The sequence below is a fragment of the Methylobacterium sp. 174MFSha1.1 genome, from assembly GCF_900116815.1.
Taxonomy (GTDB): Bacteria; Pseudomonadota; Alphaproteobacteria; order Rhizobiales; family Beijerinckiaceae; genus Methylobacterium.
The window spans coordinates 70,235-93,132 of sequence record NZ_FPCB01000020.1; the positions used below are offsets into that span (position 1 = coordinate 70,235).

Here is a 22,898-nt window from a genome sequence, read left to right on the forward strand (position 1 = left end):
ACCGTCAGCGCGGCGCCGGGCGCGGGCCGTCGAGGGGGGCGAGGCCGTCCGGCCGCGCGGCGTCCACCCGGATCGTCCGGAGATCCCGGGCGAGGCCCGCGAGATCCGGCACCGGGGTCTGGCTCGTCCCGAACAGCGCCGCGTCGAGGGCGGCAAGACGCGGGCCGGTGCCGGGATCGGCGCGCCAGGCTGCCGCGCGGCCCGGATCGCGCCGGGCGGCCTGACTGAGGGCGGCGTGGAACCCGCGCGCGTCGCGACGCCGGGCGGCCCGGATCAGGGCCCGCAAGGGCGGCGCCTCGCGGCGGGACAATCCCCAGGCACCGAGCCCGAATCCGAAGGCGGCGAGACCGACGACGAGCGCCCGCCAGGGCGAGGCCGGGGGAGGGGGCGCCTCCTCCGCGGGCGCCGCCGCGCGGGCGCCGACGATGCGGGCCGGGATCTCGGCCTCGCGCATCACCCGCGCCCGGGTGTCGAACCACGGAATCGAGATCGCCGCCAGCGTGATCGGCTCCGGCACGCCCGGGCGCACGTCCCAGCGGTAGGTCACCCGGGCCACCGGGCCCGCCGGAGTGATCCGGGTCTGGCGCTCGACCGGCCCGGCGAAGGTGAGGATGCCGCGGGTGCGCAAGGTGGGCCGCGGCGGCAGGGCATCGGCGGTGAGGCCGCGCGCCTCCAGCGTCACGGTGCGGCGGGCCGGCTCGCCGAGCCTCAGCGTCTCGGGCTCGGGCTCCCAGAGGTCGGTCACCGTCAGGCCTTCCGCCGGCAGCCACCAGGGCTCGGGCGCGTCCGGCCCGCCCAGGCCCTGCCAGGCGGCGACGTCGAGGGGCAGCGGGTTCGAGCGCACCTCGATCAGCCGGCGCTCGCCGCCATCGACGAGGGTCAGGCGATGCACGAAGGGGTCGACGACGAAGCGGCCCGCCCCTTGCGGGAACACCGCGACGGTGCGCTCGAAGCCGCGCGCCTCCTGGCCCTGGATCGTGGTGCGGAACCAGCGGTCGCGGCCGAGCTGGGTCCAGCCGAAATGCGGCAGGCTCGGCTGGCGCAGATCCTCCAGCGCGATCTGCGCCCGGTAGGTGCCGCGGATGCGCAGCAGGACCATCTCGCGCGGATAGGGCGTCGCCCCGCCCGGAACCTCGGCGGTGACGGTGAGCGCGAGGTCGCCGTCGTCCAGGGCGAGCGCCGGCGAGGCGAGGAGACAGGCGAGGACGATCCCTCTCGCTACAGCCCTTCTTGCCACGATGCGCCTCACCATGGGTTGCTCCCCGGCTGCACGGCAGTGCCGGCCTCGCGCCGGCGGGTCTGCTCGGCGCGGATCCGCAGGGCGACGAAGCGGCCGGGATCGTCGGTCAGGGTCGCGAGCCAGTGCCGGTCGGGGCGGATCTCCCGCAGTTCGAAGCTTTTGGAGACCCGGCGCACCTCGCGCTCCACCACCTCGGACACGCTGGCATTGCCGCCGCCCTGGCGCCCGCCGCCCTCCGCGTCGCTGGCCGAGCCCCGCGCCTGGCCGCGCCCGGGATCCACCGCCCGCTGCTCGGCCCGGCCGGTGCGGGCGGCCTTCGAGTTGCCCGGCGAGTCGGCGGCGGACGACGCCTCGCGGTGGCCGGCGAGGCCGTCGCCGGTCGAGGCGGTGCCGGGATCGTCCGCATCGGATTCGGTCTTGGTGGCGTAGCGGGTGGCGGCGTCGGCCTTCGCGTTCGCCTCGCCGGCGGTGCGGCCGCCGGGGGCGTCCGGCGTGTCGAGGAGGCGGGCCACCAGCTCGCGGTTGGCCTTGGCGTCCTCGTCCGCCGGATCGCGGGCGAGCGCCGCGTCGTAGGCTTTGAGCGCCCCCTTGAGGTCGCCGGCGAGCGCCAGCGCGTTGCCGCGGTTGTAGGGGAAACTCGCGAAGGCCTCGGCCGCCTCGGCGTAGCGGCCGGCGGCGTAGAGGGCGGTGCCGCGCCAGGCCGGATCGTCGCTGATGCCGGCAGCCGGGCCCGGCATCCCGGCCCCGAGCAGGAGCCGGGCGAGGGCGGCGGGTTCCACGGCGAGGCCCGCCAGGGCGAGGCTGCCGGCGGCGAGGAGGAGGATCCGCATCAGCCGCTCCGCCGGAAGAGCAGCAGGACCGGCAGCAGCGCGAGGCCGGCGAGCCAGCGGCCGAGATCCTGCCAGGCCAACACCGTGTAACCCCCGTCGGCGAGGTGGCGGGCGACCGTCTCGGACAGGACCGCCAGGACCGGGTCCGGCGCGTCGAGGCTGCCGGCCGCGCCGCCGCCGAGGGCGGCGAGTCGGGTGAGCCTGGTGCCGTCCGGCCGCGGCGCCTCGGCCGGCAGGGCGGGATCGGTCACCAGCACGGTGTGCAGCCGGTGGCCCTCCTCCCGGAGCGCCGCCGCCTCCCGGAACGCCGTCTCGTCGAGGCCGCCGCCGTCGCTCACCAGCACCACGTCGCCGGTCACCACTCCGCCCTCGGCGAGCGTCCGACGGGCGAGCGCCAGGGCGCGGGCCGGGTGGCTGCCGCGGTCCGGCACGGTGGCGCCGTCGAGGGCGAACAGGATCGTGCTCAACGCGTCGCGGTCGGTGGTCGGCGTCGCCACGAGGTAGGCGTCGCCCGCATAGGCGATGAGCGCGACCGCCTTGGTGCCGGCGGCTTCGGCCAACCCTTGCGCCAGGGCCCGCGCCTCGCCGAGGCGCCCGCCCTCGGCGACCGAGCGCGACAGGTCGAGGGCGACGATCGCGGCGTCGAGGTTGCGGAAGCCCGCCACGTCGCGGCGCTCCACGGCGGGACCGGCGAGGCCGAGGGCGAGGAGGGCGGCAGCCAGGACCAGCAGCCCCTGGCCCGAGCGGCGCCCCGGCCGCACCGCGCCACGGGCCTGGAGCGCCGCCATCAGGTGAGGCTCCACGGCCTTGACCCAGTCGCCGAGGGGTGCGGCGCGGTGGGCGGCGCGCCAGGCCAGGAGGGCAAGGAGCGGCAGGGCGAGGAGCCACCAGGGGCGGAGCAGGGTGAAGGCCTCGGTCACGCCGCTCTCCGGGTCAGCAGGAGGGCGAGGCCCGAGAGCAGCGCCACCGCACCCGGCCACGGCCACAGGTCGCGGCGCAGGGGCACCGGCGGGGCCCGGTCGCGCCCGCCCTCGAGGGCGTCGATGCTGTCGGCCACGCCCGCGAGGTCCTCGGTGGTGCGCACCCGGAAGAAGCGGCCGCCGCTCGTCGCCGCCACATCGCGAAGCGCCTCGGAATCGACCACGTCCTGCTCGCCGTTCGCGTCGGCGAGGTCGCGGGGGCCGAGCGCGATGGTGTGCACCCGGATGCCGAGGTCGCGGGCGAGCACGGCCACGTCCCGCGGCGTGGTCTGGCCGGCATTGTTGGCGCCGTCGGAGAGCAGCACCACCACCTTCGCCGGGCCCGGCAGGGCGTCGAGGCGCTTCAAGGCGAGGCCGAGCCCGTCGCCGATGCCGGTCGAGCGGCCGACGAGGCCGATCTGCGCCTCCTCCAGCGCCCGGGCGACGGCGCGGGTATCGAAGGAGGGGGCGGCGGCGACGTCGGCCTGGTCGGCGAAGATCACGAGGCCGACCCGGTCGCCGGCCCGGCGGCGGATGAACTCGGCCCCGACGCGCTTGACCGCCGCGAGCCGCGAGGTGGTGCGCCCGTCGAGGGAAAAGTCGATCCGCTCCATGCTGCCCGACAGGTCGAGGGCGAGCACGATGTCCCGCCCCGAGGCCGGAAGCGCCGCGCCCGGCAGCACCAGACGCGGGCCGGCGAGGCTTGCGACGAGCGACACCCAGAGCAGCCAGGTCAGGGCCGCGCGTCCTCTCACCCCGACGGCGAGCGGCCCGCCGCGGTCGAGCCCGGCGACGAGGGAGGGCGGCACCGCGAGCGCCCCGCTGCCGCCCGAGCGCGGCGGCAGGAGGCGCGCGACGAGGAGCGGCAGCGGCAGGAGCAGGCCGGCGAGCGGTGCCGCGAAATCGAGGGAGGCGAGGCCGGCCATCATCGTCAAGCCCGCAGGCGCGCGAGGAGCCGGGCGAGGCCGGCCTCCACTGCTGCGAGATCGGGGGTGGGGCCCGGGGCGTAGAGATCGTCGGCCAGCGCCCGGCCGGGGCCGTGTCCGAAGAAGTCGGTGCGGAGGCGCGCGTCGAGCCCGGCTGGTCCCTCGACCCCGAGGCTGCGGGCGAGCCGCCGGCTCAGCCGCGCGAGCGCCACGCGGCGCTCGGGCGGCGGCAGGGCGCGGGCGGCGGCGAGCTCGGCGAGCGCCGCCCGGCGGATCGGGTGGGCGCCCCGGCGCGGCCGGAGCCAGGCCGCGAGGCCGGCGAGCGCCAGGCCGAGGGCGATGGCGGCCAGCACCTCGGGCCGGACCAGCCCCGGATCGGGCGGGGCGTGCAGGCCGCGCAGGCCCGAGAGCGCGGCCTCACAGCACGGCATCGAGCCGCTCCATCAGCGGGGCGAAGCCTTCGGGGCCCGTCTCGGTGTCGAGGCGGAGACAGGCGAGGCCGAGGCGGGCATAGGCCGCGAGGCGATCCTCCGGTGCCGGCCGCGCCCGGCCGATTTTCGCGGAGGCACTGGCCGTGCCGCGGCGGCCGTCCGGCGTCGCGTAGGGGTAGAGGCCCGGCGGGGCGATGCGCTCGAAGGCGTCGCTCACCAGGATCAGGCTCACGGAGACCCGCTCGGCGAGCGCCACCAGGCGCTCCGAAAAGCCGTCGCCGGGTGAATCGAGGGCGCTCGCCAGCACCAGGTGCCCGCCCGCCGGCAGCAGCGTCCGCGCCCGCTCCAGGATCGGGCTCAAGGGTGGGTCGTCGTGAAGCGGGGCCGCGAGGGCGCTCCCGTGCGCCTGGGCGAGACCCTGGCACAGGGCCGCCATGCCCCGTCCGCCGCCCCGCGGCGGCAGCGCCACCGGCTCCGCGCCGGCGACGCAGAGCCCGACCCGGCCGCCATCGCCGGCGATGCGCCAGCCGAGCAGCACCAGGGCCTCCGCGGCCGCGACCGAGCGTAAGGAGCGGCGGGTGCCGAACAGCATCGAGGACCGGAAATCGGCCAGCAGCACCACCGCGCGGTCGCGCTCCTCGTGGTGGGTGCGCACGTGGAGCGTGCCGGTGCGGGCGGTGGCGTTGCGGTCGACGTGGCGCACGTCGTCGCCCTCGGCCCAGGGGCGCACGTCGTCGGGCTCGGTGCCGCGCCCGCGCCGCCGCGTGACGAGGCCGCCGGGCAGCCCCGAGCGCCCCCGCGTCGTCGCACCGGTTCCGCGGCGCGCGAGGTGGCGCAGGCCCATGAGCGCACCCGCTTCGAGGGCGATGCCGGGCCGGGAGAAGGGATCGGACTCGGAGGGCGGCCGTGCCACGGTGGCGAGAATCCTCAGAGACATATCCTCAGAGCGGGTGCACCCGGTCGAGCAGGCCGGCGACCAGGGCGCGGGCGGTCTGCCCTTCCGCAGCGGCGCGCCAGGTCAGGGCGAGGCGATGCGCCAGCGCGTCGCCGGCGAGGGCCACGACGTCGTCCGGCACGACGTGGTCGCGCCCGTGCAGGTAAGCCCGAGCCTTGCCCGCGAGCATGAGCGCCAGGGTGCCGCGGGGCGAGACCGGATGCTCGATGGCAGCCCGCAAATCCGGCGCCGCCGGCCCGCCGCGGGTGGCGGCGACGAGGCGGACGAGAAAATCCTTGAGCGCCGGGGAGACATGGGTCTTGAGCGCCGCGGTGCGGGCTGTCCGCAGTTCCTCGGCCGTCAGGCGCACCGGCATGGCTGCCACCGCCTCGGTCATCTCACCCTCGACGAGGTCGAGGATGCGGCGCTCGGACGCCTCGTCCGGCATCTCGACCACGACGTGGAGCAGGAACCGGTCGAGCTGCGCCTCCGGCAGCGGGAAGGTGCCGGCATGCTCGATCGGGTTCTGGGTCGCCACCACCATGAACGGATCGGGCAGGGGGTGGGTGGTGCCCGCCACCGTGATCTGCTGTTCGGCCATCGCCTCAAGCAGCGCCGACTGCACCTTGGGCGGCGCCCGGTTGATCTCGTCGACCAGCACCAGGGAGTGGAACAGGGGGCCGGCCAGGAACTCGAACCGGCCGCCGTCGGGCCGCCAGACAGTGGTGCCGGTGAGGTCGGCAGGCATCAGGTCGGGGGTGCACTGGATGCGGGCGAAGCCCGTGTCGAGCCCGTCGGCGAGGCGCTTGACCGCCCGGGTCTTGGCGAGGCCCGGCGCCCCCTCGATCAGCAGGTGGCCGCCGGTGAGGAGCCCGATCAGGAGCCGCTCGACGAGGCCGGAGGCGCCGATCAGGCCCGCTTCCAGGCCGGTGCGCAGGGCGTCGAGTCGCGCGCGCACGGGATCGTCGGGTGCGGGTCCGTCGAGGCCGGTCCTCGCGACGCTCCGCGCCACGGCCTGCTCAGCGCCTCGCGCCATCCGGTGCCTCTCCCTCGGGGCCGGTGCTTCGTGCCGGCGTTGAGGGGATCAGGCCGCGTCTTGCCGGGTGCGTCAATCCCGTGGGGCGGGTGGGAGGTTCGTGCTTAAGTCCGCGGCATCCCATCGTCATCGATGACTGTCGCTTCACGCGTGCCCTTCGGCCTTTTCAACCTTGAAGCGATAGCCGAGTGCATCAGCCACGGAAAACAGCGTAGAGATCTGCGGATCGCCCCTCTCCGACAGCGAGCGGTAAAGATTTTCGCGGGATTTCCCGGTCGTCTCAGCAACGAACGTCATTCCTCTGGCTCTGGCGACATCGCCGAACGCAGCGGCAACGAGCGACGGATCGCCGTCTTCCAGAGCCGCATTAAGGTACGACGTGATCTCCTCGTCGTTCGTGAGGTAGTTTACCGGATCCCAATCTCGAATTTTTGCATTCATTCTAGATCTCCTTTGCCATTCGCTTCGCGAGCCGAATGTCATCATTCTGGGTCCGCTTGTCGCCGCCACATAGGAGAACAACGATCGTCTTGTCTGCTCGCTCGACGAAGTAGACCCGATAAGCTGGACCGTAGTCGATCTTCAGTTCACTCACGCCTTCTCCCACAGGCTTCACCTTGCCGGGATTTCCGAGCGCTAACCTTCGAAGACGGATATTGATCCGCGATCGAGCTTCCAGATCGCGAAGTTTGGAGATCCAGTCGCTGAACGTCTCAGTTTCTTGGATCCTGGGCATATGGATGTGTAGCGCATACGCCACAGAACATCAAGGATCAGACCGTCTGCTGGCCATCCAATGTACAACCAAGTGATTGAGGCAATTCAAATTTATAGATGTTGCCGTCAAGCGAAAGACCGCCGGGCTGGAAGTCCGGCGGCGTTTCGCTTCGCTCAGAATCGCGAGAATCGCGATCTCCGAGCTGGAGGAGAGCGCTCCGTGACGAAGCGCCCGACGCCGCATACTCGGGTTTTTCACACCGTCCAGGGCGCTGGCCGGTTCGGGCTGAGGCCGTAGCGGGCCACCGCCTCCGCCACCTTCGCCCGGTCGAGGCTGCCCTCGTCGGCGAGCGCCGCGAGCGCCGCCACCGCGACGTGGTGCCGGTCGACCTCGAAGAAGGCGCGCAGCGCGCTGCGGGTGTCGCTGCGGCCGAAGCCGTCGGTCCCGAGCGTGACGTAGCGGGCCTGGATCGCGGTCGCGATCAGCTGCGGATAGGCGCGGACGTAGTCGGTGGCGGCGACGACCGGCGCGGAGCCGGGCAACGACTCCTCGACGAGGCTGCGCCTTGCCGGCAGGCCCGGGTTCAGCCGGTTCGACCGCTCGACGTCGCGGGCCTCGCGAGCGAGCTCGCTGAAGCTCGTGACGCTGTGGACCTCCGCCGCGATGCCCCATTCCTCGGCCAAAAGCTTCGCCGCGGCGATGACCTCGGGCAGGATCGCCCCCGAGCCGAGGAGACGAATAGCCGGCTCACCATCTCCGTAGCCGGCGAAACGATACATCCCGCGGATGATCCCGTCCCGCACGCCGTCGGGCATCGACGGTTGGGCGTAGTTCTCGTTCATCGCCGTGACATAGTAGAACGCGTCGACGTCGCGCTCCATCATGTCGCGGGCGCCGTGATCGAGGATCACCGCCATCTCGTAGGCGAAGGCCGGGTCGTAGGCGCGGCAATTCGGGATCGTCGCGGCGACGAGGTGGCTCGACCCGTCCTGGTGCTGCAGGCCCTCGCCGCCGAGGGTCGTGCGGCCCGCCGTGGCGCCGATGAGGAAGCCGCGGGCCCGCTGGTCGGCCGCCGCCCAGATCAGGTCGCCGACGCGCTGGAAGCCGAACATCGAGTAGTAGATGTAGAACGGCAGCATCGCGAGGCCGTGGACGCTGTAGGAGGTCGCGGCAGCCGCCCAGGACGAGACGGCACCGGCCTCGGTGATGCCCTCCTCCAGCAGCTGCCCGTCGCGGGATTCCTTGTAGTAGAGCATCGAGCCGGCATCCTCCGGCTCGTAGAGCTGGCCGAGCGGCGAGTAGATGCCGACCTGCCGGAAGAGGTTCGCCATGCCGAAGGTGCGCGCCTCGTCGGCGACGATCGGCACGACGCGGGGCCCGAGCTCCTTGTGCTTGATCAGGCTGCTGAACAGCCGCACCGCCGCGGTGGTGGTCGACATCTCCTTGCCGTCAGCCTCGAGCGCGAAGCCCGCATAGGTGGAGAGATCTGGCACCGCGACGTGGGCGGCGGTCCGCCGGCGCTTGGGCAGGAAGCCACCGAGCTGTTCGCGCCGCTCGCGCAGGTAGCGCAGCTCGCGGCTGTTCTCGTCGGGCTTGTAGAATTCCAGCCCCTCGACCTGCGCGTCGGTGAGCGGCAGGGCGAAGCGATCGCGGAAGGCCTTCAGCGCATCGGTATCGAGCTTCTTCGCCTGGTGGGCGGTCATGCGCGACTCGCCCGCGCCGCCCATGCCGTAGCCCTTCTTGGTCTTGGCCAGGATCACGGTCGGGCGGCCCTTGGTCGCCTTGGCGGCGGCGAAGGCCGCGTAGAGCTTGCGGAAATCGTGCCCGCCGCGCTTGAGCTTGTCGACGTCGCCGTCCGACATGTGGGAGACGAGCGCCTTCACCTCCTCGTCCTCGCCGAAGAAGTGGGCGAGGTTGTAGGCGCCGTCCTTGGCCCCGAGCGTCTGGTACTTGCCATCGACCGTGGCGGCGAAGCGGCGCAGGAGGGCGTGGTTGGTGTCGCGGGCGAAGATCGCGTCCCACTCCGAGCCCCACAGAACCTTGACGACGTTCCAGCCGGCACCGCGAAAGACGCTCTCCAGCTCCTGGATGATCTGGCCGTTGCCGCGCACCGGCCCGTCGAGGCGCTGCAGGTTGCAGTTGATGACGAAGGTGACGTTGTCGAGCTTTTCGCGGGCCGCCAGCGTCAGGGCGCCGATCGATTCCGGCTCGTCCATCTCGCCGTCGCCGAACACGCCCCAGACGTGCTGGCCGGCGGTGTCGGCCAGCCCCCGGTCGCTCAGGTAGCGCATGAAGCGCGCCTGGTAGATCGCGTTCATCGGCCCGATGCCCATCGAGCCGGTCGGAACCTGCCAGAATTCGGGCATCAGCCAGGGATGCGGATAGGAGCACAGGCCCTCGCCGGCGATCTCCTGGCGGTAATGCTTCAGGTTGTTCTCGGAGAGCCGCCCCTCCAGGAAGGCGCGGGCGTAGACGCCCGGCGCCGAATGCGGCTGGAAGAACACGAGGTCCGCGCCCGCACCCGAGGCGTCGCCGGCCTGGAAGAAGTGGTTGAAGCCGAGTTCGAAGATCTCGGCGGCCGAGGCGTAGGAGGCGACGTGGCCGCCGAGTTCGCCATAGGCCATGTTGGCTCGCACCACCATCGCGAGGGCGTTCCAGCGCATGATCGAGGTGAGGCGCTCCTCGACCGCGAGGTCGCCCGGATAGGGCGGCTGCTTCTCGAGTGGAATGGTGTTGCGATAGGGCGAGTAGGGCGGCGCCTCCTCGACGACGCCGATCTCCCGCGCCTTCTGCTCCAGCCGGTCGAGCAGGAAGCGGGCCCGGGCCGCGCCGCCGTGGCGCAGGACGGATTCGAGCGAGGCGAGCCAGTCCGCGGTCTCGGCCGGATCCGGATCGGCCACGCCGCGCGGGCCCAGGATCGCTTGACCACCGGCCTGGTTGCTGGGGCGCTCGTTCTCGTTGACCGGCTTGGCGCTCGCGCTCATGGCCTTCATCCTCCCGAAAGATGGCGCCAGGATAATTCCCCGGTCGCGGCAGAAGCTGCTTCGTTTGCCGCTGGTTCGGGTGTCAGCGCAAAACATTTTCGTGGGATCGGTCGTATGCGGTCGATCTTGCCGCAGCACGGGAGGCGAAGCGGCACCGTTCGGCAGCCGGCTACCGGTTGCGCCGGAAGATCCGACTCCTCGGTATCGCGTGCTCGACAACGCCCGGCGGGTAGCGTCAATGCCACCTTTGTCCTAAGGTCCCGCGCGAGTCGGGCCGTGCGGGGCCGGCCTCCCCAACGCTCTCCCGTCGTCGAGACCGCGTCGGCATGGGATGCGGGGGTGCTGGCCCATCCGTGCCCGCGCATGCCTCGGGACACAGCCTCGCGATGAATGCCGACACGGCCTCCGGCCTCAGCCTGCTCCAGACTCCTCTGCACGCGCTGCACCAGGAGGTCGGCGCCCGGATGGTGCCGTTCGCCGGCTACATGATGCCGCTGCAATACCCGCTCGGGCTCCTCAAGGAGCACCTGCACACCCGCAAGGCGGCCGGGCTGTTCGACGTGTCGCATATGGGCCAGATCGCGGTGCGGGCCCGCTCGGGCGACCTCGCGGACGCCGCCCGCGCGCTGGAGACGGTGCTGCCGATCGACGTCGTGGGCCTCGGCGCCGGGCGCCAGCGCTACGGCTTCCTCACCACGCAGGGCGGCGGCATCCTCGACGACCTGATGCTCGCGAATCTCGGCGACCACTACCTGCTGATCGTCAACGCCGCCAACAAGGCCGCCGGCCTCGCCCACCTGCTCGACTCCATCGGGACGGAATGCACGGTCGAGCCGATCGAGCGGGCGCTGATCGCGCTCCAGGGCCCGGGGGCGGAAGCGGCGCTCACGCGCCACCTGCCCGTCATCGCCGAGATGCGCTTCATGGATGCGCGCACCATCGCGTTCCGGGGCGAGGACGGCGTCGTGGTGCGCGCCGGCTATACCGGCGAGGACGGGTTCGAGATCGCGCTGCCGGCCGAGTCCGCCGTGGCGCTCGCCCGCGCGCTGCTCGCCGACCCCGAGGTGAAGCCGATCGGCCTCGGCGCCCGCGATTCCCTGCGCCTCGAAGCGGGCCTGTGCCTGCACGGCTCGGACATCGACCACGAGACCTCGCCGGTCGAGGCCGGCCTGTCCTTCGCGATCCCGAAGGTGCGCCGCCGCGGCGGCGCCCGGGCCGGCGGCTTCCCCGGCGCCGAGCGGATCCTGGCCGAGCTCGCCGACGGCCCGGCGCGGCTGCGGGTCGGCCTGCGTCCGGACGGGCGCACCCCGGTGCGGGCCGGCGCCGCCCTCTACGACTCCGCCGACGGATCCGAGGCGGTCGGCCGGGTGACCTCCGGCGGCTTCGGGCCGAGCCTGGAGGGACCGATCGCCATGGGGGTGGTGCCGAGCGCGCTCGCGGTGCCGGGCACCCAAGTCTTCGCCGAGGTGCGCGGCCAGCGCCTGCCCTGCGCGGTGGTGCCGCTGCCGTTCCGCCCCGCCGGCTTCAAGCGTTCCTGAACGAGGGAAATGATCCGATGCTGAAATATACCGACGAGCACGAGTGGCTGCGCCTGGAGGGCGACGTGGCGACGGTGGGGATCACCGACCATGCCGCCGAGCAGCTCGGCGACCTCGTCTTCGTCGAGCTGCCGAAGGTCGGCGCCACGCTGACCAAGGGCGCGGCCGCCGCGGTGGTGGAATCGGTGAAGGCCGCCTCCGACGTCTACGCGCCGGTCGACGGCGAGGTGACCGAGGTCAACGAGGCCGCGGTGGCGAGCCCGGAGAGCGTCGGTACCGACCCGCAGGGTGAGGGCTGGCTCTACCGCGTGCGCCTCTCGGACCCGTCCCAGCTCGACGGGCTGATGGACGAGGCGGCGTACCGCGCCTTCCTGGGCTAAATGTCTTGGGCTGAATTCTTGGAGCATGTTCGAGTTGGCTGACCGAACTTGAACCCTCAGTGTCATCCCGGGGCCGCGAAAGCGGAACCCGGGATCCATAACCGCCGACGGTGCAGACCATGGCTTGATGCGTTCCGCTTCCTCCTGAACCGTCAGCGGTTATGGATCCCGGGTTCTCGCCTCCGGCGAGCCCCGGGATGACACGGAGAGATGTCGGGCTAGTATCAGACCGATAGACGAAGCTGGCTAAACAGACTCTTAGAGACAGAAATTCTCGATGGGCGGAGCTTCAACTGCTCCCCACATTCGCTTTCGAGCCGCCCCACGCGGCTCCGATCAGGGCAAAACCTCCCATGCCGATGGACAAGTACGATCCCTACGACTTCGCCAACCGCCGCCATATCGGCCCGTCGGTGGACGAGATCGCCCGCATGCTGGAGGTGGTCGGCTCTGAGAGCCTCGACGCCCTGATCGACGAAACCCTGCCGGCGGGGATCCGGCAGAAGGAGAACACCGAGTTCGGCGCCGCCCTGTCGGAGCGCCGGGCGATCGAGCGCCTGCGCGCCACCGCCAACAAGAACAAGCTGCTGACCTCGCTGATCGGCCAGGGCTACCACGGCACCACGATGCCGCCGGCGATCCAGCGCAACATCTTCGAGAACCCGGCCTGGTACACGGCCTACTCGCCCTACCAGCCCGAGATCAGCCAGGGCCGGCTCGAGGCGCTGCTCAACTTCCAGACCTGCGTCAGCGACCTGACCGGGCTCGACATCGCCAACGCCTCGCTCCTCGACGAGGCGACGGCCGCGGCCGAGGCGATGGGCATGGCCCGCCGCATCGCGACGGCCAAGCCCGACACGTTCTTCGTCGACAGGCAGTGCCTGCCGCAGACCATCGCGGTGCTGAAGACCCGGGCCGAGCCGTTCGGCTGGCGCATCGTCGTCGGCGACCCCTTCGCCGACCTCGACCCCAAGGCGGTGTTCGGCGCGATCTTCCAGTATCCGGGCGTCGAGGGCGCGGCCCACGACTTCACCGACGTCATCGCCGGACTGCACGAGGCCGGCGCCATCGCCGTGGTGGCGGCCGATCCGCTGTCGCTCACCCTGCTCAAGCCCCCGGGCGAGATGGGGGCCGACATCGCGGTCGGCTCGATGCAGCGCTTCGGCGTGCCGATGGGCTACGGCGGCCCCCACGCCGCCTACATGGCGACGCGCGACGCCCACAAGCGCGCGCTGCCGGGTCGCATCGTCGGCGTCTCTGTCGATTCCCGCGGCAACCGCGCCTACCGGCTCTCGCTCCAGACCCGCGAGCAGCACATCCGGCGCGAGAAGGCGACCTCGAACATCTGCACCAGCCAGGTGCTGCTGGCGGTCATCGCCTCGATGTACGCGGTGTTCCACGGGCCGCGCGGGCTCAAGGCGATCGCGATGCGCATCCACCGCGACGCGACGCGTCTCGCCGCCGGACTGAACCAGCTCGGCTTCGAGACTCATCCGGACGCCTTCTTCGACACGATCACCGTGACGGTCGGGCCGTTCCAGGGCGTGATCCTGAAGAACGCCGTCGCCAACGGGATCAACCTGCGGAAGATCGGCAACGACCGGATCGGCATCACGGTCGACGAGCGCACGAGGCCCGACATCATCGAGGCGGTGTGGCGCGCCTTCGGGGGTGACAGCCTGACCTACGACGAGTCCTGGCCCGAGCCGCGCCTGCCGGCGGATCTGATGCGGACATCGGAGTACCTGACCCACCCGATCTTCCACATGAACCGGGCCGAGAGCGAGATGACGCGCTACATGCGCCGCCTCGCCGACCGGGACCTCGCCCTCGACCGGGCGATGATCCCGCTCGGCTCCTGCACGATGAAGCTCAATGCCACGGCCGAGATGCTGCCGATCTCGTGGCCGGAATTCTCGGAGCTGCATCCCTTCGCGCCGAAGGATCAGGCCGAGGGCTACGCCGAGATGATCCAGGATCTCTCCCAAAAACTCGCCGACATCACCGGCTACGCGGCGATCTCGATGCAGCCGAATTCCGGCGCGCAGGGCGAGTATGCGGGCCTCCTGGCGATCCGCGCCTATCACCTGTCGCGCGGGGAGGGGCACCGGACGATCTGCCTGATCCCGTCCTCGGCCCACGGCACCAACCCGGCCTCGGCGCAGATGTGCGGCATGACCGTGGTGGTGGTCGGCGCCGACCGCAACGGCAACGTCGACGTGGCCGATCTCCGCGCCAAGGCGGAGAAGCACGGGGCCAACCTCGCCGCCTGCATGATCACCTACCCGTCCACCCACGGGGTGTTCGAGGAGGCGGTGCGGGAGATCTGCGACATCACCCACGCCCATGGCGGCCAGGTCTATCTCGACGGCGCCAACCTCAACGCGCTGGTCGGCCTCGCGAGGCCCGGCGACATCGGGGCGGATGTCAGCCACATCAACCTGCACAAGACCTTCTGCATCCCGCATGGCGGCGGCGGGCCCGGCATGGGGCCGATCGGCGTCAAGGCGCACCTGATCCCGTTCCTGCCCGGCCACGTCGAGACCGACGGGCGCGAGTTCTCGGTCTCGGCCGCGCCCTACGGCTCGGCGGCGATCCTGCCGATCTCCTGGAGCTACTGCCTGCTGATGGGCGGGCGCGGGCTGACGCAGGCGACCCGCATCGCGATCCTCAACGCCAACTACATCGCCAAGCGCCTCGCCGGCGCCTACGACGTGCTCTACACCGGCACCCACGGAAGGGTGGCGCATGAATGCATCATCGACGCCCGCCCGCTGATGAAGAGCGCCGGAATCAGCGTCGAGGACATCGCCAAGCGGCTGATCGATTGCGGCTTCCACCCGCCGACGATGAGCTGGCCGGTGGCCGGCACCCTGATGATCGAGCCGACCGAGTCCGAGACCAAGGGCGAGATCGACCGCTTCTGCGACGCCATGCTGGCGATCCGCGACGAGATCCGGGCGATCGAGGAGGGCCGGATGGACCGGGCCGACAACCCGCTCAAGAACGCGCCCCACACCGTGGAAGACCTGATCGGCCCGTGGGAGCGGCCGTATTCCCGCGAGGCCGCCTGCTTCCCGGCCGGCGCCTTCCGGGTCGACAAGTACTGGCCGCCGGTCAACCGGGTCGACAACGCCTACGGCGACCGGAACCTGGTCTGCGCCTGCCCGCCAGTGGAGAGCTACATGAAGGCGGCGGAGTAGACATCACGTCTCGAAGACGTTCCGGGCACCCGGAACGTCGAGGCGGCGAACAGGGGAACGATGCCCGGGCCGACCGCGCCCGGTCGTCACGCCGAGCCGACATCGCGACGGCATCAGGGCCGACGATCCTCCTTCAGGGTCGGCACGGCCGGCGTGAAGGCGAGATCGCGCTTCGCATCCACGTCGAAGGCTCCCAGAAACTCCGGACACGTCTCCTTGAAGGCCGGTCGGCGCGCGAGCGACGGCACGGTCGTCCCCGTCGCGATCTCGGTGGTGCCCAGGGCGTCGTGAACCAGGATGCTGCCGGTCCCGGAGCGGCAGACACGGACGTGGGCCAATCCGCCCGTATCCATGCCGATGTCGAGCTTGGCCTCACCGCCGTTCGCCTGCGTCACCGTCAGGCTGCGGTGATACTCCGCCAGGAAGGGATGGGCGAACCGGCGCTCGAGCGTGACGCTCAGGCCGGGCAGGTCCGCATTCGCCGCGTCGCGGAACGCGCCGACCCGGCCATCGCTCCACAGCATCCATCCCACGAGGAGGACCGGCAGCCCGGCGAGAACCAGGAGGAGCGCCCCGGCCGCCATCAGAGCGTATGTCAGCCCACGCCTCACCCTGACCTCTCCGTCGAGCCGATGCTCCCGGATGCTCCGCTGCGCCGATTTGCAGCGATCGGTTCAAGTCGGGAGTACGGTCCTCTTGAGAGCGGCCGGGCGCCACTCGGATCAGGCCGCGTCCGAAACACGAACTTCGACGTGCAGCCCGGCTGCTGCGAGCAGGACAACGAGATCATCGAGCGGAAACCGATCGATCTTGCCGCGCAGGAGGTCCGAGACACGCGGTTCCGTGACGCCCAGCCGGCGCGCCGCCTCGCCCTGCGTCCACTCCTTCGCCCGGATGTGTCGATCCAGGGCCATCATCAGGGCGGAACGCAGCTTCATCGTCTGCGCATCCGCGGGCGTGTCCTCAATGGCATCCCACACGCTTGCGAATCCGTCATCGCTCATCGGCCCAGCTCCCTGGCGAGATCGGCATAGCGTTTGGCCGCCAGATCCAGATCCGCGGTGCTCGTCTTCTGTGTCTTCTTCTGAAAGCAGTGTAGCACGTGGACCGCGTCGGCGAACTTGGCGACATAGATCACCCGAAACGCGCCGGACTCGTCCCGTATCCTGATTTCCTGCACGCCGATCCCGATCGTGGGCATCGGCTTCCAGTCGCTCGGCATCAGCCCGTGCTGGACTTTGTCGAGTTGATAACCCGCGTCACGGCGCGCCGCAGGCGGAAAGGCCCGGAGATCGCCGAGGGCGCTGCCGTGAAATTTGAGCACCTTCATGCGACGAACCGATGAAATTTGTCATGCTGGCCGCGACACCTGATCCACGCAGAAGCCTCACCCCGCCTCGCCCAGGTAATCCCGCCAGATCGCCTTCTCCCCCAGCCCCGCCGTGAAGGCGGCATGCGCCGCCAGCTCGGCTTCGGTGAGGCGGCTGCGGGTCGGGCGCGGGCCGTGCTCGACCGGCGCGGCGCGCAACGACGGACCGGCCGGGCCGGCATGGCCCTCGACCGTCAGCCCGAGCGTCGTCTGCTTGCCGCCCAGAAGCTCGATATAGACCTCGGCCAGGATCTGCGCGTCGAGGAGCGCGCCGTGCTTGGTGCGGCGGGAATTGTCGATGCCGTAGCGCGAGCACAGGGCGTCGAGGTTGTTGGCCGCGCCCGGATGCTTGCGGCGCGCGAGCGCGAGCGTATCGACGACGGAGGCGAGCTCGATCGCGGGCGGCGCCTTCTCGCCGAGGCGGGCGTATTCGGCGTTGAGGAAGCCGACGTCGAAGGCGGCGTTGTGGATCACCAGGGTCGCGTCGCCGCAGAAGTCCAGGAAGTCGGGCAGGATCTGCGCGAAGAGCGGCTTGTCGGCGAGGAAGGCGTCGGAGAGGCCGTGGACCCGGAACGCGCCCTCCGAGACCGGCCGCTGCGGGTTGACGTAGCGGTGGAACTCGCGGCCGGACGGGATGTGGTTGAGGAGCTCGATCCCGCCGATCTCGATCAGCCGGTCGGTCTTGGCCTCGGTGCCGGTGGTCTCGGTGTCGAGGACGATCTCGCGCAGCATCGTGCGGCTCCCTTCGAGAGAACGGTTGGGACCGGTGTAGCGAGGAAGCGTTAACCGGCCGGCTGCGTCACCGCGGCGATCACCGCATCGACCTGCGCCTCGGCATGGGGAAAGCCCCGGTCGGTCTCGATCAGGTAATCGGCGCGGCGGCGCTTCTCGGCGTCGGGCATCTGCTTGGCGAGGATCTGCGCGAAGGCCTCCTCGGTCATGCCGGGGCGGGCGAGCACCCGGGCGCGCTGCACCTCGGGCGGCGCGGTGACCACCGCGACGGCGTCGCATCCCGTCTCGCCGCCGGTCTCGAACAGGAGCGGCACGTCGAGCACCACGAGGGATGCCGTCGCGTGGGTGGCGAGAAAGTCGTCGCGCGCCTGCCGCACCAGGGGATGGACCAGGGATTCGAGACGTCGCAGCCGCTCGGGATCGCCGAGCACGGCGGCGCGCAGGGCGGCGCGGTCGACCGCGCCGTCGGGGCCGAGCGTGCCGGGGAAGGCCTCGCCGATGGCCGCCGCCGCGGCTCCGCCCGGGCCGTAGAGCGCGTGCACGCAGGCATCGGCGTCGTGGACCGGCACCCCGCGGGCGCGGAACATCGCCGCGGTGGCGCTCTTGCCCATGCCGATCGAGCCGGTGAGACCGAGGATGACGGGCCGGCTCATCCGTGTGCCCCGAGGTCGGCGACGATGCGGGCGCGTAAGGATGGCGTGACCGCGGGCGTGCGGCCGAACCAGCGGGAGAAGCCCGGCACTGCCTGGTGCAGCAGCATGCCGAGCCCGTCGACGCCGGCGAGCCCGCGGGCCCGGGCGGCGGCGAGGAGCGGGGTCTCGAGCGGCACGTAGACGATGTCCGCCACTGCCGCCTCGGCCGGCAGGGGCGCGAGGTCGAGGGTGAGCGGGTCCTGGCCCGCCATGCCGAGCGCCGTGGTGTTGACGAGGAGCCCGGTGGCGGGAAGCTGGGCCGGCACCGCATCCCAGGGAACCGCGGTGATCCGGTCGGGATCGAGGGCGGTCAGGCTCTCGGCCCGCTCGGCGCTGCGGTTCGCCACAATCAGGCGGGAGAGCCCGCGCTCGAGGAGCCCGACCAGGATGGCGCGCGCCGCCCCGCCCGCGCCGAGCACCAGGGTGGCGCGCCCGTCGGCGACGCCCGTCGCCTCCGGCCAGCCGGCGCCGAGGCTGGCATCGAGATGGGCGAGGAAGCCCGGCGCGTCGGTGTTGTCGCCGTGCAGGCGCCCATCCTCGAACCACAGCGTGTTGACGGCGCCGATCCGCCCGGCCCGCGGCGTCAGCACCTCGGCGAGGCGGAACGCCGCCTCCTTGTGCGGGATCGTGACGTTGCCCCCCGCCCAGCCCTCGGCCCGGAGGCTGCGGACGAACGCCGGAAAGGCGTCGGGATGGACGTCGATACGCTCGTAGCTGCCGGGCAGGCCGTGCTCGGCGAGCCAGTGGCCGTGGATCAGCGGCGAGCGGGAATGGCCGATCGGGTGGCCGACCACGAAGGCTCTGGGGTGCGGGGTCGTCATCGCGAAGTCGTCTCGGAGCCGGTCAGGCCGTCGGAGCAGAAGGAGAGGCGCACAGGTCGCCACCCCGCAGGGTCATCCCGGGGCTCGCCGAAGGCGAGAGCCCGGGATCCAGACACACAGGGGATGCCGAACGAAGCGGAATGCGGTCCGCCTCGTCTTGAACATCCTGAGGGTCTGGATCCCGGGCTCCGCTGCGCGGCCCCGGGATGACGCGGAGAGTGTCAGTACGGTCGGAGGCTATCGAAACAGCTCTCAGAACGCCAGCAGGCCCCGCGCCCGCAACCGCGCGAGCAGCGGCAGCAGCGGCAGGCCCAGAATGGTGGAGTGGTCGCCCTCGATGCGGTCGAACAGGTGGATGCCGACGCCCTCGATCTGGTAGGCGCCGACGCTGCCGGTGACGGCCGGCCCGGCGGCGTCGAGGTAGGCGGCGATGCCCGCCTCGTCGAGCGGCCGCATCGTGAGTCGTGCCGTCACCACGAAGCGTTCGGTCACCGCCCCGTCGATCGCGAGCGCCACGGCGGAATGCAGGGCGTGGGTACGCCCCTGCAACCGGGCGAGATGGGTGGCGGCCCCCGCCCGGTCGGCGGGCTTGTGAAACACCGTGCCGTCGAGGTCGAGCACCTGGTCGGCCCCGATCACCACCCGGTCGAGTGCTCCTGCGGCGACCGCCGCCGCCTTGGCGGCGGCCAGGCGCCCGGCGAGGTTTTCGGGCGACAGGCCGGCGGCCTCCGCCTCGACGGCGCGCTCGTCGACGCCCGGCGCCCGCGTCTCCACGGTCAGCCCGGCTGAGTCGAGCAAAGCCCGCCGCGTCGGGCTGGTCGAGGCGAGGAGGAGCGGCGCCGCCCCGCGCCAGAGGGAGGAGGTCTGCGGCATCGGATCAATCGGCGATGAACTTCAGACGGTGCTCGCGATGGAGGTCGACGATCGCCGCCGCCGTCTCCTCGATCGAGCGCCGGGTCACGTCGATCACCGGCCAGCGGTTGCGGGCGAAGAGCCGGCGCGAGGTCGCGATCTCGTTCGCCACCGAGTCGCGGTCGACGTAGGAGGAGGAATCGTCGGCCTTGAGGCTGAGCAGGCGGTTCTGGCGGATCTGCACGATCCGCTCCGGCGAGGCGATCAGCCCGACGATGAGCGGCTGGCGCAGGGTCTCGAGGATCGCCGGCGGCGGCACGCCGGGGATCAGCGGGATGTTGGTGGTCTTCAGGCCGCGATTGGCGAGGTAGATCGCCGTCGGCGTCTTCGAGGTGCGGCTCACCCCGAGCAGGATCACGTCCGCCTCGTTGAGGTCGTGCGGCAGGTTGCCGTCGTCGTGGGCGAGCGTGAAGTTCATCGCGTCGATGCGCTTGAAGTACTCCGCGTTCAGCATGTGCTGCGCGCCCGGCCGCGCCGTGGAGTGGGTGCCGAGATAGGATTGCAGCAGCTGGTGCACCGGCTCCAGCACCGAGAGCAGCGGCGAGCCGGTGGCCCGGCAGGCCTCCTCCAGCCGCTCGGTCAACTCGCGCCCGACCAGGGTGTAGAGCACGATGCCGGGCGCCTGCTCGATCTCGTTGATCACCCGTTCGAGCTGGGTGCCGGAGCGCACGAGGGGATAGACGTGCTCGATCGCCGAGACCCCCTCGTACTGGGCCGCCGCCGCGCGGCCGACATTGATCAGGGTCTCGCCGGTGGAATCCGACACGAGGTGGAGGTGGAAGTAGCTGCGGACCACGCGGGCTCCCCGGGCTCGCCGCGGGCGCGGCGGTCGCTCAAGCATTTCCCAGACGAAGCGGATCCCGGTTCGCCGAGAGAAAATGCAGCACAATCAAAGACCTGGAGCGACACCCGTTCGAGCGTCGCACCACACCCGGCCTGTCGTCCATCGATCGGCCGCGCGGAGTCGATGAGTGTGGATAATGCGCCGGTGATGCGAGGTCCAGGCGGGAGGCCTGTGGGTTAACGGCCTCGCGCCTCAACAGGCCGGGCGTTAACACTCGTGGCGGGCCGCCCGTGGGAGAATCCGGGACGTGGGACCGCCGATTCGAGTCGGATGGGACCTAAGCCCCTCGCGACTCTTCCGATCCTTCGACAATGGAGCAAATCTGTTAAAGGCCTCTTAACGTACCGCCGGTGGGGACGGCCTGTGGACGGGGCTGGAGCCCCGCGACGCCTGCCCCCAATAGAAAAAACAGATTCCTAGAATCTCTCTTTTCTTTTCAGAGGCCTGGCTGGGGACGGGTTTCGTCGTGGGTCGCGACGACGCGCCGGGCTGGCGCGAGCGCGCGGTTCTCGGCATAGGAAAGCGAGCCGCCGGCGTGGCGGTACCAAGGTTTTCGGGGGGCTTGAGGCATGGGCGGGACCGCGGGAGCCGGACGGACAGGCGCGGAGCGGCCGCTCCTGCGGGTGCTGAACGGCGAGGCCTTGTCGCCGCCGCCGGCCTGGATGATGCGCCAGGCCGGGCGCTACCTGCCGGAATACCGGGCGGTGCGGGCCGAGGCCGGCTCCTTCCTCGACCTCTGCTACAATCCCAACTTCGCCACCGAGGTCACCCTGCAGCCGATCCGCCGCTTCGGCTTCGAGGCGGCGATCCTATTCTCCGACATCCTTGTGGTGCCCCACGCGCTCGGCCAGGACGTGCGCTTCGTGGAAGGGGAGGGGCCCCGCCTCGACCCGCTCGCCGGCCGGCCCGAATTCGACGCGCTGATCGAGGCCGGCGACCCGCGGGTGATGCGCCACCTGGCGCCCGTCTTCGAGACCGTCTCGCGCCTGCGGGCGGAGCTGCCGGCGGAGACGACCTTGCTCGGCTTCTGCGGCGCGCCCTGGACGGTGGCGAGCTACATGATCGGCGGGCGCGGCACGCCCGACCTCGCGCCCGCCCGGGCCCTCGCCGCCCGCGATCCCGCCCTCCTCGACGCCCTGATCGACCGGCTCGTCGCGGTCTCGACCGAGTACCTGGTGCGCCAGTTCAAGGCCGGCGCCGACGCGGTGCAGATCTTCGAGAGCCATGCAGGCAGCCTGCCGGACGTGCCGGCGGGCGAGCCCGGCGACGCGCTGGCGCGCTGGAGCTTCGGGCCGATCGCCCGGATCGTGTCGGGCATCCGCGCCCGTGTGCCGGGCGCCAGGATCATCGTCTTCGCCCGCGGCTCGGGGCTCGACGGCCACGCCCGGGTGGCGGCGGAGACCGGCGCCGACGCGGTCGGGGTCGACTGGGCGGTGGATCTCAAGGCTCTGCGCGCCCGCCTGCCGGCCTCGGCGGTCACGCAGGGCAACCTCCACCCCGAGACCCTGATCGAGGGTGGCGCGGCGCTCGACGCCGCCGTGGACGCGATCCGCGCGGCCACCGCCGGCACGCCCCACATCTTCAACCTCGGCCACGGCATTACCCCGCAGACGCCGATCGCCCATGTCGAGCGGATGCTGGCGCGGCTGCGGGGGTGAGGGGAGGGGGATTCGTCCTTCGCGACGGACCTGCCACCCTCCGGGTCATCCCGGGGCCGCGACAGCGGAACCCGGGATCCATAACCGCCGACAGTTCAGGATAAAGCGGAGCGCGGGCCGCCCTATTGGGACAGGTCGGCGGTTATGGATCCCGGGTTCTCGGCTGCGCCGAGCCCCGGGATGACGTTGAGGATGAGAAGACCGCCGGTCGACATTATCGCATCGATCCTCAGACAGGAACATTCCCACCGTGTATCTCTGGATCAAGGCCGCCCACATCGTCTCGCTCATCGCCTGGATGGCGGCGATGCTCTACCTGCCGCGGTTGTTCGTCTATCACGCCGCATTGCCGGCGGGCTCCGCCCAGGGCGAGACCTTCAAGGTGATGGAGCGGCGCCTCGCCAAGGCGATCATGCTGCCGGGGATGATCGCCACCTGGATTTTCGGCATCGCGCTCGCCGTGATGAGTGGCGCCTACACGCAGGGCTGGCTCCACGCCAAGGTCGCCCTGGTGCTGGCGATGAGCGGCATCCACGGCTGGCTGTCGCGGATGGTCAAGGACTTCGCCGCCGACCGGAACACCCGCAGCCCGACATTCTATCGGGTGCTCAACGAGGTGCCGACGCTCCTGATGATCGCCATCGTGATCCTGGTGGTCGTCAAGCCGTTCTGAGGGGCGCATCATGGCGGG

Annotated in this window: 23 protein-coding genes; 5 read left to right on the plus strand and 18 right to left on the minus strand. The window is 71.5% G+C overall.

All coding sequences use genetic code 11. The features are described from left to right. Positions 1-4: 4 nt before the first annotated feature. From BM430_RS18295 to mdeB, 10 genes are all read right to left on the minus strand, one after another. On the minus strand, positions 5-1,252 hold the full coding sequence (locus BM430_RS18295) for a BatD family protein (protein ID WP_093568685.1): 1,248 nt from the start codon (positions 1,250-1,252) through the stop codon (positions 5-7). Next, positions 1,246-2,070 (minus strand): tetratricopeptide repeat protein, encoded by an 825-nt coding sequence (locus BM430_RS18300; protein WP_244539542.1) that lies wholly within the window; start codon positions 2,068-2,070, stop codon positions 1,246-1,248. The genes BM430_RS18295 and BM430_RS18300 overlap by 7 nt, the downstream gene beginning before the upstream one ends. Further along, positions 2,070-2,990 carry a vWA domain-containing protein gene (locus BM430_RS18305; RefSeq protein WP_093568686.1) on the minus strand — a complete coding sequence of 307 codons (921 nt, stop codon included), beginning with the start codon at positions 2,988-2,990 and terminating at the stop codon, positions 2,070-2,072. Before BM430_RS18305 ends, BM430_RS18300 begins: the two co-directional genes overlap by 1 nt. Continuing rightward, positions 2,987-3,958 carry a VWA domain-containing protein gene (locus BM430_RS18310; RefSeq protein WP_093568771.1) on the minus strand — a complete coding sequence of 324 codons (972 nt, stop codon included), beginning with the start codon at positions 3,956-3,958 and terminating at the stop codon, positions 2,987-2,989. The genes BM430_RS18305 and BM430_RS18310 overlap by 4 nt, the downstream gene beginning before the upstream one ends. A 2-nt stretch (positions 3,959-3,960) precedes the next feature. Then, on the minus strand, positions 3,961-4,386 hold the full coding sequence (locus BM430_RS18315) for a DUF4381 family protein (RefSeq protein ID WP_093568687.1): 426 nt from the start codon (positions 4,384-4,386) through the stop codon (positions 3,961-3,963). Then, positions 4,373-5,230 (minus strand): DUF58 domain-containing protein, encoded by an 858-nt coding sequence (locus tag BM430_RS18320; protein WP_093568772.1) that lies wholly within the window; start codon positions 5,228-5,230, stop codon positions 4,373-4,375. The genes BM430_RS18315 and BM430_RS18320 overlap by 14 nt, the downstream gene beginning before the upstream one ends. Before the next feature lie 97 nt (positions 5,231-5,327). Continuing rightward, on the minus strand, positions 5,328-6,356 hold the full coding sequence (locus BM430_RS18325) for an AAA family ATPase (protein ID WP_244539543.1): 1,029 nt from the start codon (positions 6,354-6,356) through the stop codon (positions 5,328-5,330). Positions 6,357-6,500: 144 nt separating this feature from the next. Next, positions 6,501-6,797, minus strand: coding sequence for an addiction module antidote protein (locus BM430_RS18330; protein WP_093568688.1), 297 nt, complete (start codon positions 6,795-6,797; stop codon positions 6,501-6,503). 1 nt (position 6,798) lies between these two features. After that, a complete protein-coding gene (locus BM430_RS18335) occupies positions 6,799-7,092 on the minus strand; it encodes a type II toxin-antitoxin system RelE/ParE family toxin (protein WP_093568774.1) in 294 nt (97 codons plus the stop codon). Between the two features lie 236 nt (positions 7,093-7,328). After that, complete coding sequence (gene mdeB, locus BM430_RS18340) at positions 7,329-10,058, minus strand: alpha-ketoglutarate dehydrogenase (RefSeq protein WP_093568689.1); 2,730 nt, start codon at positions 10,056-10,058, stop codon at positions 7,329-7,331. A gap of 386 nt (positions 10,059-10,444) precedes the next feature. Here mdeB and gcvT point away from each other — a divergent pair, with 386 nt between their 5' ends. From gcvT to gcvP, 3 genes are all read left to right on the plus strand, one after another. Beyond that, positions 10,445-11,596, plus strand: coding sequence for a glycine cleavage system aminomethyltransferase GcvT (gene gcvT, locus BM430_RS18345; protein ID WP_093568690.1), 1,152 nt, complete (start codon positions 10,445-10,447; stop codon positions 11,594-11,596). A gap of 17 nt (positions 11,597-11,613) precedes the next feature. Further along, positions 11,614-11,976, plus strand: coding sequence for a glycine cleavage system protein GcvH (gene gcvH, locus BM430_RS18350; protein ID WP_093568691.1), 363 nt, complete (start codon positions 11,614-11,616; stop codon positions 11,974-11,976). Between the two features lie 353 nt (positions 11,977-12,329). Beyond that, positions 12,330-15,179 carry an aminomethyl-transferring glycine dehydrogenase gene (gene gcvP / locus BM430_RS18355; RefSeq protein WP_093568692.1) on the plus strand — a complete coding sequence of 950 codons (2,850 nt, stop codon included), beginning with the start codon at positions 12,330-12,332 and terminating at the stop codon, positions 15,177-15,179. Between the two features lie 113 nt (positions 15,180-15,292). Here gcvP and BM430_RS18360 read toward each other — a convergent pair whose 3' ends face one another. From BM430_RS18360 to BM430_RS18395, 8 genes are all read right to left on the minus strand, one after another. Continuing rightward, positions 15,293-15,790: a hypothetical protein gene (locus BM430_RS18360; protein WP_143132066.1), complete on the minus strand. Its 498-nt coding sequence runs from the start codon at positions 15,788-15,790 to the stop codon at positions 15,293-15,295. A gap of 111 nt (positions 15,791-15,901) precedes the next feature. Continuing rightward, positions 15,902-16,183, minus strand: coding sequence for a helix-turn-helix domain-containing protein (locus BM430_RS18365; protein WP_093568694.1), 282 nt, complete (start codon positions 16,181-16,183; stop codon positions 15,902-15,904). Then, positions 16,180-16,509 carry a type II toxin-antitoxin system RelE/ParE family toxin gene (locus BM430_RS18370; protein WP_093568695.1) on the minus strand — a complete coding sequence of 110 codons (330 nt, stop codon included), beginning with the start codon at positions 16,507-16,509 and terminating at the stop codon, positions 16,180-16,182. Before BM430_RS18370 ends, BM430_RS18365 begins: the two co-directional genes overlap by 4 nt. Before the next feature lie 57 nt (positions 16,510-16,566). Next, on the minus strand, positions 16,567-17,280 hold the full coding sequence (gene dnaQ, locus BM430_RS18375) for a DNA polymerase III subunit epsilon (protein ID WP_093568696.1): 714 nt from the start codon (positions 17,278-17,280) through the stop codon (positions 16,567-16,569). Positions 17,281-17,330: 50 nt separating this feature from the next. Then, positions 17,331-17,933: a dephospho-CoA kinase gene (gene coaE, locus BM430_RS18380; protein ID WP_093568697.1), complete on the minus strand. Its 603-nt coding sequence runs from the start codon at positions 17,931-17,933 to the stop codon at positions 17,331-17,333. Continuing rightward, positions 17,930-18,793 (minus strand): shikimate dehydrogenase, encoded by an 864-nt coding sequence (locus BM430_RS18385; protein ID WP_093568698.1) that lies wholly within the window; start codon positions 18,791-18,793, stop codon positions 17,930-17,932. The genes coaE and BM430_RS18385 overlap by 4 nt, the downstream gene beginning before the upstream one ends. Before the next feature lie 252 nt (positions 18,794-19,045). Next, positions 19,046-19,666, minus strand: coding sequence for a Maf family nucleotide pyrophosphatase (locus tag BM430_RS18390; protein WP_093568699.1), 621 nt, complete (start codon positions 19,664-19,666; stop codon positions 19,046-19,048). Between the two features lie 4 nt (positions 19,667-19,670). After that, positions 19,671-20,501 (minus strand): pyruvate, water dikinase regulatory protein, encoded by an 831-nt coding sequence (locus BM430_RS18395; protein ID WP_093568700.1) that lies wholly within the window; start codon positions 20,499-20,501, stop codon positions 19,671-19,673. A gap of 617 nt (positions 20,502-21,118) precedes the next feature. Between BM430_RS18395 and hemE the strand changes: the two genes are divergently transcribed. Further along, positions 21,119-22,207, plus strand: a complete 1,089-nt coding sequence (gene hemE / locus BM430_RS18400; protein ID WP_093568701.1) for a uroporphyrinogen decarboxylase — start codon at positions 21,119-21,121, stop codon at positions 22,205-22,207. 298 nt (positions 22,208-22,505) lie between these two features. Beyond that, positions 22,506-22,880, plus strand: coding sequence for a CopD family protein (locus tag BM430_RS18405; protein WP_244539547.1), 375 nt, complete (start codon positions 22,506-22,508; stop codon positions 22,878-22,880). Positions 22,881-22,898: the final 18 nt, after the last annotated feature.